The organism is Roseobacter sp., assembly GCF_024639605.1.
Taxonomy (GTDB): Bacteria; Pseudomonadota; Alphaproteobacteria; order Rhodobacterales; family Rhodobacteraceae; genus Roseobacter.
The window spans coordinates 1-11,218 of the sequence record NZ_JAHEHZ010000116.1 but is presented as its reverse complement, the minus strand read 5'-3'; the positions used below and the strand labels follow the sequence as shown (position 1 = coordinate 11,218).

At 60.3% G+C, this 11,218-nt stretch carries 11 protein-coding genes; 3 read left to right on the top strand and 8 right to left on the bottom strand.

The genetic code is table 11. The features are described from left to right. The 3 genes from Q0M35_RS13935 to Q0M35_RS13925 form a co-directional block, all read left to right on the top strand. Window positions 1-837, top strand: an 837-nt coding sequence (locus tag Q0M35_RS13935) for a protein-glutamate O-methyltransferase CheR (protein ID WP_295316327.1), incomplete at its 5' end; no start/stop codon positions are given. A 16-nt stretch (window positions 838-853) separates the two neighbouring features. Next, entirely contained in the window at window positions 854-1,240 is a 387-nt protein-coding gene (locus Q0M35_RS13930; protein ID WP_295316326.1) for a response regulator, read from the top strand. After that, window positions 1,241-1,618, top strand: coding sequence for a hypothetical protein (locus Q0M35_RS13925; RefSeq protein ID WP_295316325.1), 378 nt, complete (start codon window positions 1,241-1,243; stop codon window positions 1,616-1,618). Window positions 1,619-1,872: 254 nt separating this feature from the next. Here the strand turns inward: Q0M35_RS13925 and Q0M35_RS13920 are convergent, their stop codons facing one another. The 8 genes from Q0M35_RS13920 to Q0M35_RS13890 form a co-directional block, all read right to left on the bottom strand. Continuing rightward, window positions 1,873-2,259, bottom strand: coding sequence for a chemotaxis protein CheD (locus Q0M35_RS13920; RefSeq protein WP_295316324.1), 387 nt, complete (start codon window positions 2,257-2,259; stop codon window positions 1,873-1,875). Between the two features lie 131 nt (window positions 2,260-2,390). Further along, window positions 2,391-3,518: a chemotaxis-specific protein-glutamate methyltransferase CheB gene (gene cheB, locus Q0M35_RS13915; protein WP_295316322.1), complete on the bottom strand. Its 1,128-nt coding sequence runs from the start codon at window positions 3,516-3,518 to the stop codon at window positions 2,391-2,393. A 104-nt stretch (window positions 3,519-3,622) separates the two neighbouring features. After that, entirely contained in the window at window positions 3,623-4,768 is a 1,146-nt protein-coding gene (locus Q0M35_RS13910) for an acyl-CoA dehydrogenase family protein (protein WP_295316320.1), read from the bottom strand. Between the two features lie 82 nt (window positions 4,769-4,850). Then, the gene (locus tag Q0M35_RS13905; protein WP_366519667.1) at window positions 4,851-6,851 is read right to left on the bottom strand and encodes a molybdopterin cofactor-binding domain-containing protein; all 2,001 of its coding nucleotides are present in this window, start codon (window positions 6,849-6,851) and stop codon (window positions 4,851-4,853) included. Between the two features lie 38 nt (window positions 6,852-6,889). Continuing rightward, window positions 6,890-7,075, bottom strand: coding sequence for a twin-arginine translocation signal domain-containing protein (locus Q0M35_RS18585; RefSeq protein ID WP_366519666.1), 186 nt, complete (start codon window positions 7,073-7,075; stop codon window positions 6,890-6,892). Window positions 7,076-7,156: 81 nt separating this feature from the next. Then, window positions 7,157-8,218, bottom strand: a complete 1,062-nt coding sequence (locus Q0M35_RS13900; protein ID WP_295316318.1) for a lipocalin-like domain-containing protein — start codon at window positions 8,216-8,218, stop codon at window positions 7,157-7,159. Further along, window positions 8,208-10,589, bottom strand: a complete 2,382-nt coding sequence (locus tag Q0M35_RS13895) for an FtsX-like permease family protein (RefSeq protein WP_295316316.1) — start codon at window positions 10,587-10,589, stop codon at window positions 8,208-8,210. Before Q0M35_RS13895 ends, Q0M35_RS13900 begins: the two co-directional genes overlap by 11 nt. Beyond that, the gene (locus Q0M35_RS13890; RefSeq protein ID WP_295316329.1) at window positions 10,586-11,203 is read right to left on the bottom strand and encodes an ABC transporter ATP-binding protein; all 618 of its coding nucleotides are present in this window, start codon (window positions 11,201-11,203) and stop codon (window positions 10,586-10,588) included. The genes Q0M35_RS13895 and Q0M35_RS13890 overlap by 4 nt, the downstream gene beginning before the upstream one ends. Window positions 11,204-11,218 lie beyond the last annotated feature (15 nt).

The window sequence follows — 11,218 nt, the reverse complement described above, 5'->3', positions numbered from 1 at the left end:
CTTGACGCCGAGAACTTTCAGGCCATTGCTGAATTGGCTTACCGGGAAAGCGGCTTACGTCTGCTGGTCGAAAAAAAATCTATGATTCAGTCGCGTTTACGCAAGCGACTGAAAGTGCTCGGGTACTCAGACTTTTCGCGATATGCTCGCCACGTTTGCTCAGACGCTGGCCGTGAAGAACGTCGCTACATGATATCGGCTCTGACGACAAACATGTCGCATTTTTTTAGAGAGTTTCACCACTTCGAGTATCTCAAGGCGGAAATCGCTCCGGGCCTGATTTCAGCTCTGAATGCGGGGCAACGTGTAAGGATCTGGTCAGCCGGCTGTTCCAATGGCCAGGAAGCTTACTCACTCGCCATGCTATTCTCTGAACTGTTTCCAGCGGTTTCAGAAAGTGATTTTCGGATTTTGGCAACTGATATAGACCCGACCGTCGTCGCGTTTGCTAAATCTGCTGAGTACCCGGAAAGGCTGATCAATGGAGTTCCATCTGAGACGCTGTCCAGATACTTTCGAAAGTCCTCAAGCGGTTCAGAAGTTTATTACGCACTGGATTCAAAAATCACCCGACTCGTCACGTTCCGAGAACTGAACCTGCTTTCGGACTGGCCTATGACGCAGCAGTTTGACGTAATTTTTTGCCGGAACGTGGTGATCTATTTTGATTCTGAAACACAGAGCACTTTATGGCCCAGGTTTCACAGCGCTTTGAAACCTGATGGTTTGTTGTTTCTTGGGCACTCGGAACGAATAGCACAACCTGAGCAGACCGGTTTTCAGAACTGCGGACCGACCACATACCGGTCCGCTGAGTCCAACCGGAACACGCCTTGATATTGAGGAAGTACTTATGTCTTTACGCGATCAGATCAGGATTATGGTTGTTGACGATATGTCGACCAGCAGAGGTTTGATAACCCAGGCCCTGGATGCTTTCGGAGTGCGAAATGTTTCGACGGCAGAAAATGGTATGGATGCTTTGAAGACCCTCGCGACGCATCCTGTCCATCTGGTGATCTCCGATTACAATATGCCGCAAATGGATGGGTTGCAGTTGTTGCATCAGTTGCGGGCCTCGCCCAAAACCAAGGGCGTCGGTTTCATCCTTGTCACCGGCCGTGCCGAGCAGCAGATTGTTGACCACGGCAAAAAACTTGGAATGAATAATTACCTGAAGAAACCTTTTGAGCAGGCGGGACTAAGAAACTGTATTGAAGCTGTGGTCGGACGTCTGTGAATGACGGAGCCCGGGTCGGACAGAGAAACGGTCGGAAAGATTCTTGCGCGGGTTTCGGGGCACCTTGATGCTCTGGCAGCTCAGGTATTCACGATAGAACAGGCGGTTGGTGCAACGGTCTCGCGATCCGGCAACACCTCCGGCGCAGCGATAACTGAACTTCAGGGTCTTGATTTCTTGCGGCAGTCCCTGGAGGACACGGCTCTCCTGATGCACTTGCTGAACAAACGTGAACAAGCGCAGGGCTCTGGTGGCTCCGACCTTAGTGGGATCGCCAAAAGGCTGAAACTAAACTCCACGCAAAAGCTGCTGAACAATAATGATTGCCAAAAGCATCAGAGCGAGACCAGTACATCCGGTGAGCTTGATCTGTTCTGAATATTGCGAACTCAAACCTTCGATCCGACAGGGCGCGGGAAATTTCGCAAAAACAAACCTGGCCTCAATCTCATTGCCAGATGGCCTTCGGTAACTCCAGTTGGCTGAATGCCGGGCGGGAAACCAGGGAAATATACGAGGCGGTTTTACCGTAATAGTAGAACCCCTTAGAAAAGCGCACGGCGTCACGAGAACGGACGAAGAGCGATAGGCAACCCGGGCTGTTTTCAGGCGTCGAGTGCCGTTCAGCAATTCTAAAAAAGCTTGAGATCGTTGCCGGTATTTTCCGGAGCACGCACCTGAGCCGGTGTTTCCTCCGGGGCATCTTCACGAACTTTCTGGAGCACACGACCCGACGCCGGCCAGAACATCAGATGGCGGGCAGAAGACCCGCCAAGCGAATGGCCCTCACAGATTATGCCTTCCTGTCGTAGAAAATCGAGAGTGAAATCACTGTTCAGCCGACCGATGTCGCTGAGGCCGGAAACCATCCGCGAACCACCAAATGCCTTTGCGCGCAGCCTGTCCCGACTGCCGCCAAGTTTAAGTATATCATTTATCAGCAGTTCCATCGCATTGATGCCTGCCAGATTGCAAAACCCATTTCTGGCCGTACTTACGGTCAGCAACATGTGATTCATGCCGCCTGCTCCTGCCACCGGGTCCCAGAGACAGCATGACACACAGGACCCAAGTATTGTGCTGATCACGAGGTCAGGGTCAGTACCCGAACCACGTTCACCCTGAGTAATGTGAACTCTGTTCGCAGATCTCATGGTCGGACCTGCCCCGATGATCGCAAAGACCGCCCGGTCCGACGTCTGGTATCGCGCATTTCCGGACCGATTTTATCCAGCGGCAGTTCGCGTTGAACTGCACCGATCACATTTGCCGCTCGCGGCATTCCATAGACGACGCAGGTCCCTTCATCCTGACCGATAGTCCGCGCGCCGGCGCGCGAGAGTTCCAGCAATCCGTTTGCCCCGTCCCGGCCAAGCCCGGTGAGCAAAGACGCTGTGACATTCCCGGCCTCACTTACCGCGGACGTAAAGAGCACATCGACAGAAGGACAATGTAACGCCGGCGGATCATTTGGCAGAAAACGGCACATCCATCTACCGTTTTTACGATAAATTCCGGTATGTTGCCCGTCGCCGGGGGCGAGGACAATATCACCTCTTTCCAGTATGTGGTTTTCGCGGGCGAGATATACATTCTGTGGCAACTGCCTGTTAAGCCGCTCAGAGAAACTGACGAGAAAATTACCTGGCATGTGTTGTACGATGACCACCGGCGGGCCGCCGGGATCCAGCATCGGCAGAACGGTTTCGAGGGCTGCCACACCCCCCGTCGACGCGCCAATCAGAAAAACCGATCCGCGGCGGCAGGTACGACCTCCTACCCCGAAAGTCACCGGTGCGGGCTTTCGGGCCGGCCCGGTTGCCTCCGGGCGTTTCGTACGGGCCGGCCGTGTGCAGGCCGCGTGATAGACACGATCACAAATGTCGCTCGTCAGCTCGTCACCATAATCGCCGGTCGGCTTAACCATGCAATCCACAGCACCACGGGAAAGCGCCTGAACCGCGGCGTCGCTGCCAGCACTTGTCAGGCCCGACATCATAACCACCGGGGTCGGTCTGGCGCGCATCAGCCGTGTCAGAAACTCAAGCCCGCTCATCCCGGGCATCTCGATATCGAGCGTAATCACGTCCACCGGATTGCTGCGCAGAAAGTCACGGGCGGCGACCGCATCGGCCGCTTCGCCGGCGATCACCAGACGCGGGTCAGAAGACAGAACAGCGCAGAGCCAGGCCCGCAAGACCCTCGAATCGTCGACAATAAGCACCCGTTTGGGTGCTTTGTCAGACGTCAAATCGGCGGCACTGGGAACTGAAATCACGTGGTTATCCGGCAGGGGTCACAAAAACGAGACGCGCGACGACGCGCACTGTCTTTATGACCCCAAGAGGTAAACCGCCGCTTAACCGCCGGAGATGCCCGCGCTCAACCGCGGGCCGCCAGCAACTGCCGCGAGATGATAACGCGCATGATCTCATTTGTGCCTTCGAGGATCTGGTGTACCCGCAGATCCCGCACAATTTTCTCGACCCCGTAATCTGCCAGATATCCATAGCCACCGTGCAGCTGCAGCGCGTCATTGGCGACGTCAAAGGCAGCATCGGTCACAAACACCTTGGCCATCGCACAGTTTTTAGTGGCATCGGCCGTGCCGGCGTCCAGTTTCCAGGCGGCCTGACGCAGAAAAACCCGTGCCGCCTGCAGGCGGACTTCCATGTCGGCGAGTTTAAACTGCAGCGCCTGAAACTGATCAATCGACCGCCCGAAAGCTTTGCGCTCGCCGGTATAGGCGAGGGCTGCATTCAGCGCCGCCTGCGCGCCCCCTAATGCAGAGGCCGCGATATTGAGACGCCCGCCGTCAAGCCCCGCCATCGCATAGGAAAAACCGCGTCCCTCCTCGCCCACAAGGTTCCGGGCAGGCACCCGGCAGTCATCAAACTGAACCTGAGCTGTGGGTTGCGCGCGCCAGCCCATTTTCTGCTCTGGTCCGCCAAAGCTCAAACCGTCTGTTCCCGCCTCGACCAGCACGGCAGAAATGCCTTTCGGGCCGTCATCGCCGGTACGCACCATGCTGAGATAAACATCAGAATAATTGCCTCCGGATATAAAGGCCTTGGTTCCGGTCAGACTGTATCCGTCATTGGTGCGCGCAGCACGCGTGCGCAGCGCCGATGCGTCAGAGCCCGATCCGGGCTCGGTCAGACAATAAGAGAAGATCCTGTCCATCGCACAGAGCTTTGGCAGCCACGCCGATTTCATCTCGTCGGACGCGTAGGTATCAATCATCCCGCCACACATATTGTGGATCGACAGGAACGAGCCCACCGACGGACAGGCCATCGCAAGTGCTTCAAAAACCAGCGTGGCATCCAGACGGCTCAGTCCGGATCCACCATATTCTTCAGAGACATAAATACCGGCAAGACCAAGTTCTGCCACCCGGGGCCAAAGATCTTTGGGGATCGTACCCTGTGCCTCCCAGTCGCGCGCAAACGGGGCTATGTGTTCCTGGCCAAAGGCATATGCCATGTCAAAAATGGCGCTCTGTTCTTCGCTGAGTGCAAAATCCATGGGGCCTCCGGTGGCTGCTTGTGTCGATTTCAGGTCTCAGGGATAGCATTAATCGCAACACCCGCAAGAGAGAGCGTTCACCTCAGACAAAGGCTATGTGACGCGCAAAGGGCATCTCGCGCAGGCGCTGCCCGGTCGCTGCAAAGACCGCTCCTGCGAGTGCCGGGGCGACCGGCGGCACGGGTGGCTCGCCGATCCCGCGGATGTCCTGTGCGGTTTGCAGCCCGCGCACAACAATTTGTGGGGTCTGCCAGAGCCGCAAACCGGGTGCTGCGTGATAATTGCTCTGCTCTGCCTGCCCGTTGGCATAGGTAATTTCGCTGTTGATCGCATGACCCAGCCCCCAGACAACACCGCCCTGCACCTGATTTTCGAAATTCACCGGGTCGAGGATCAGGCCCACGTCCGCTGCGACAAAGACCCGATCGATACGGATACCTTGCTGCGTCGCGGTGACATCCACCACCTGCGCCACAGGCACCCCGAATGAGCTGACCAGCGCCACGCCGCGCCCTTCTTGCGGGGCCATGCCCCTGCCCCAGCCCGACATCTCTGCGACAGCTTCGAGAACGCCGCGCGCAACCGGGTCACGGACCAGCCGCAGCCGCTCAGCCATCGGGTCAGCGCCCGCGTCACGGATCAGTTCGTCAAGCGCGGATTCCGCGAAAAACCCAGCCGTTGCAGCACCGACGGACCGCCAGGAACTAACAGGCGCCAACCCCTCCACATCCCGACCCGACACCCGCAGATCCGGGATCGCAAAGGGCATGTTCCAGGCACCCGCCACGGTCTGCAGGTCGGGCCCGGGCACTTCAAACGCCGCGCGACCGGTCTGAGAGCGTGTGACAGAAGGTGCGGCAATCTGCAGATCCAGTGCTGTGACCTGCCCCCCTGACACAGCCCCGCGCGCCCGCGCCATCGCGATCTGGCGCGGGATGTCGCGGGCGAAATCCTCTTCCCGGCTGAGCGTCACCTTAATCGTCACACCGGGCAGTTGCCGGCCGGTTTCTGCGGCCTGTTCAATGATATCAAACTCAAGCCGGTGCCCGAAACTGCCCCCGCCCGGCAGGTTGTGAAAGGTGACATGCGCGGCCGGCAATCCGGTAATTTCTGCCACCTTATCCCGTGCCAGTCCGGGCATCTGATGGGTTGTCCGGATCTCGGCGCGCTCCCCGTCAACCCGGATCGTGGCATTGAGCGGCTCCAGCGGTTGATGGGCGACATAAGGTGCGCGGTATTCCCGCCAGGCCCCGCTCAGGTGGGACACATCCCCGTCATCGCGCCAGACTTTCGCGCGCGTTGTGTCAAAAGCATCGCTCAGGATTTGCCAGTGCGCGTCCTGATCCGCCGGGAAAGGCGTCGGACCCCAGTCGAAACTGATCTCTTCCAGCGCCTGAAAGGCATTCCATGTATTGTCGGCAACCACCGCCACGGCGTCGGGCAGGTCCAGCACATGCAGCACGCCGGGCATCTGGCGCGCACGGGTGGCGTCGTACCCAAGCAAAGCACCGCCCCGGCGCGGGCTTGCGCGGACCGAGGCAAACAGCATATCCGCCTGCCATTCATCAATGCCATAGCGGGTTTTTCCGGTTGATTTATCCCGGATGTCGATACGTTCGACCGGTTGTCCGATCAGACGCCAGGCCGCGGGCGGGCGCAAATCCACATCTGTAACCGGCGGAATTTCTGCCGCGTCAGAGGCCAGGTCCGGATAAGGGATCCGCTCACCGTCTGGCAATAAGACAGCCCCCTTCGCGGTCGACAGCTGCGCCACCGGAATACCTGTCCGCATGGCGGCGGCAGCTTTGAGCGTTTCGCGGGCCACTGCACCGGCGTGGCGCAGTTTGTCATAACTGTCCGGCACCGAGCTCGACCCGCCCGTGACCTGCAGCGCAAGAAGCTTCATCACGCTTTCGGCCACCGACCTGCCGGCACGCGCCACAAAACGCTGATCGGTGGACATGAAAGGTACCATATCCCGGGAAAGCGCGCGGTTGCGGTATGCCCGCGCAGGAACCCCGGGCGAGATGACGAAACCGCCGGGCTCAAGATCCATTTCTTCTGCGATCAGCAGCGCCTGCATTGAATTCACGCCCTGACCCACATCCGCATGCGGTGTAATCAGAGTGACGCACCCGGCTCTGCCATCACCCAGGGGTTAAAACTTGCCTCGCCCTGCTCAAGACTGGCCAGCACCGGGTTGGCGTCAGGTGTCAGCAAACGCCAGGTGCCAAAGGCCACGCCACCGCCCAGAGCAAGCGCGCCGGTCATCAGGGTGCGTCGTGTTATGGTGCGGGCGCGGGACATGGCGCGTCTCCTCCGGTCGTCCTTGATCTGAAGTATCACCGGCACTGTCACAGAACCAGCCTGACGCCGCGGTTGCGATTGTCAGTACCCGGTCATTTCAAGGTATCCGCGTCCGGTATGGCTGCCTGTGATACGCACCGGGCCCTCCCAGTAGGACACCAGCGTATCCATCCAGGCCTGCCGGTTCATCGCGGTCACGGTCACGTCCACCGCGCGGTCCGGCAATGACACCTGCCAGACGACCGGCACTTCACGGCCTGCCACCTCTTCTGTTTCCAGCGGCCGGGCATTGAAAGCACCATCCGCATAGGCAGTGGTCGTGCCATCCGGGTCAATCCAGGTCGCCGCCGTATAATCACCCTCGGCAGTGTCATGCAGCGTGAACCCCATCAGCCGCGCCCCGTCGTCAAAGGCCATGGAAAACCAGTCCCAGCTGATCTGTGTATCGCCCAGGGGCTGCGACGCCCACTCCCGGTCAAGCCATGCGGAGCCGGTAACTGCCACATCACCACCGGGCAGCTGCAGCGTTCCGGCAATCTCATAGAATGGCTGTGAATAATAATAACTGGCCCGTCCCGACGCCGATTTGACCGAATACCCGTTTTCTCCGTGAAATACGAGCGGTCCCTGCGCGCTGAGCGTCATGTCATAGGCAAAATCCGGACCCGTCGCGCGCATGCTCAGAGCGTCAATGCCCGCACCCGTGGCGCGCATTTCCCAGTCATCGATCCAGGCCTGAAAAGGTTCAGCTTCGGCACCTGCCTGACCGATCCCGCCACGGGCCAGCCTTTCGGCCACGAAATGGCGGTCAGGTGTCGTGACAGCCGAGTGGCCCATCCAGACCTGCGGACTTGACCAGCCCTCCTTTTCTACAGGTGCGCCCGCACTGCGGAAAAGCGTCCACTGCAGCCCGTATCCGGTGCCGTCCGCTGCCTGCAGATTGGCGGTCAGATACCACCATTCGATGCGAAAATCAGGGTGCGGGCCGTGATCGCGGGGAAATTCAATCTGCACATCCCGATCGGGAAACGCAAAGCCTGTGGCATCCGCGCCAAGGCCGGCAAACCCCTGAGCACCGGCACCTGCCGGCAAAATCGCAAGCGTCACTGAAAACAGGAATGCTTTGATCCGGTCACCGTTCATTACTGAATACTTTCAGAAGCTTGTGGGGTGGTGTTCGCGCAAGGCGCGCGGCGGGCCAGAGCGCTGCAAGCAGGGCCGCCAGCAGCGTCAGCCCGCCAAGCCGCAGCATGTCGCCGGCGAAAAGGTACATCGGCAGACGCCAGCCGAAGGCTTCGACATTGACCACGGCCAGCAAGACCCAGGCCAGCGCCAACCCGAGCGGCACGGCCAGCAGCCCTGTCAGCGTGGCGAGACAAACCGCCCGCAGCATTTCGAATCCCGCAAGATCCCGGCGCGTCAGACCAAGCGCCCAGACCGGGGCCAGCTGTGGCAGCCGCATGGTAGCAAGCGTCAGCAGGCTGATCAGGATCGCAAGCCCCGCCACCGAAAGCGTCAGCACATTCAGGGCGGCGGTCACTGCAAATGTCCGCTCAAAAATCTCCAGTGAGAACGCCTTGAGGTCGCGCTGGTTGATCAGCGCATCAGCCTGCAGATCGAAACGGTCCTGCAGCGCCTTTGCCAGGGCGGCGGGCGCGTCTGTCACAAGTCCGAACTGAACCGGCCTGATCTCCGGATAGCGCGTGGCGAAAAGCGCCTCTGAGATGATTACCTGCCCTGCGGCATTGCCGTAGTCACTGTAGATGCCCAGGACGGTGTCGCCGCCCTGAAGCATGTCGCCCGGGCGCAGGGCTTCGCGCCGCGCCATCTGCTCATTGATCAGCGCACCGTCCCCGGCCGCGAGCCTGTCCCAGACCGCCGGAACAGCGTCCAGAACCGGCCAGTTTTCACGGTAACTGACGTGATCACGCAGGCCAAAGATCTCCGCCGGCAGACCGCCGATGCGCGTCGGCGCCGATGCAATCGGCAGAACATCCGTTTCACGGCCCTCAAGAAAAGACAGGATGTCCCCGGCCTGAGCAGGGGTGCCTGCGCGCAGGTAAAGATCTGCCGAAAGTCGCTGATCGAGATAGCCGGTGAAGGTGAGCCGGAAACTTGACACCATCGTCGAGACACCGATGTTCGCTGCCATTGCCAGCAGCAGCGCCATCAGCGCCATCGTGAGCCCCGGCAACTGCTGGCGTGTGTCGGCCCAGAACCACTGCGACAGAACCCCGTTTGCAGCACATTCAGCCAGTTTCAGCACCTTCGACAGCACCAGAGGCAGACAAAAAGCCGCCCCCGTTAACAGACATGCGAGGAGCGCAAACCCTGCAAACAGCCCCGATCCGAAGACTGCAAAAAGAGCCGCCGCTCCGAGCAACACGACAGCTGCCACCAGCATCAGCCGCGCTGAGCCATCCGCCTGCACGCGCATGGCGCGCGGATGATTGAAAGACAACAGCGGCATCCTGACAAGACGCCAGAGCGCCGCGACAGCCGCAACCGCAGTCCCGCCAAGCGCGATGGCCATGCCTGACAGCCACCACACGGGGCGCAGCTGCAACTGCCCGGTGACCTCAGCCCCGTAAAGTCCGCGCAGAGTCGCCGCCACATCCGGCATCAGGGCTGCCGCTATCACATACCCAAGCGCGATGCCCGCGGCCCCCGCCAGAAGCGCGAAAACGCCCAGTTCCAGCACCAGCAGCAGCATCAGCCGGCGCAGCGGCATGCCCATGGCGCGCAGCGTCCGGAAAACCCCGCGCCGTTGCTCAAACGCAAGACCAACAGCCCCGTAGACAATGAAAATCCCGACCGCAAAGGACAACAGCCCGAAGGCCGTGAGATTAAGGTGGAAGCTGCGTGTCAGGCGCGCGACATCGTTCTGCACCAGCGGCTCGCTCACAGTGTAGGCCGCGGGCAGACCGGCGCGGATCAGGGGTTGTTCAGGTGCAAGCAGCAGCCATCCGATGCCGCCGTCCTCTCCGAGCAGCCGCCCGGCCGTGGCGATATCTGTGAGCACCGTGCCTGCGCGCCGGTCCGGGTCCGCCAGCAAGGGCACGCCAAAAGGCTCCAGCGCCGGCAGATCACCGGGGTTTGCCACCAGCAGCCCGGCATCGCTCAGAAATCCGTCAGGTAAGGCAATGCCCTCCTCACCGGGCTCGAATGCTCCGCGTCCGGGCAGTGTCAGCGGTTCAATCCCGGTGATCCTGATGCCGGGGTCTGTCCCGTCCAGCCGCCCCTCAATCACCGGGCTCACCAGCCAGCCGGCGCGGCGCAGTGCTACATATTCCGCGGTGGTGATGTCCTGGCCATCGGTACGGACAACCCGGGCGATATCACCGCCGTCCAGCGTGTCAGAGGCCTGCGCATAACTCGCACGCGCCTCGGCATTGATCGCCTGCACACCCGACCAGAGCGCCGTTGCCAGCGCCAGACCGGTCACCAGCGTCAGCAACTGCAACGGGTTGCGCCGCCAGTGAGAGAGCAGAACCGCCAGCCCGTGCCGTGTCATGGTGACGTCGCCGGGATCCGGGGCTGCACCACACCGTGGCGCAGGAGGACACGGCGCGACATGCGCGCGGCCTGCCGGGCGGAATGGGTCACCATCAGCACAGCCGCCCCGACCCCGGCGGCACTTTCCAGCATCAGATCCAGCACCGCATCGGCTGTGCTCTCGTCAAGGTTGCCGGTCGGCTCATCTGCCAGGATCAGCGCAGGTCGCGCAGCAAGAGTACGGGCAATGGCCACCCGTTGCTGCTGACCGCCCGAGAGCGCTTCAGGGTATTTTCCCGTCTGATCCGCAAGACCGATCCGTTCCGCCAGTTCTTTGACGAAGGCGGGGTCTTCCTTTCCGGCCAGCCGCGCCTGAAAGGCAATGTTTGCGCCCACAGTCAGACTGGGGATCAGGTTGAACTGCTGAAAAATGACACCGACATCCGAGCGTCGCATCCGGGCCGCCGCCTGATCAGGCAGGCCGTTTATTTCGTGGCCCTTCAGCAGAATGCTGCCGGAAGTGGGCGTATCGAGCCCGGCAATAAGGTGCAGCACCGTACTTTTACCGCTGCCGGACTCCCCTTCGAGCGCCAGTGTCTCTCCGGCGTCCAGATCAAAGTTCACATCGCGCAGAACCTCTGTGCGGGT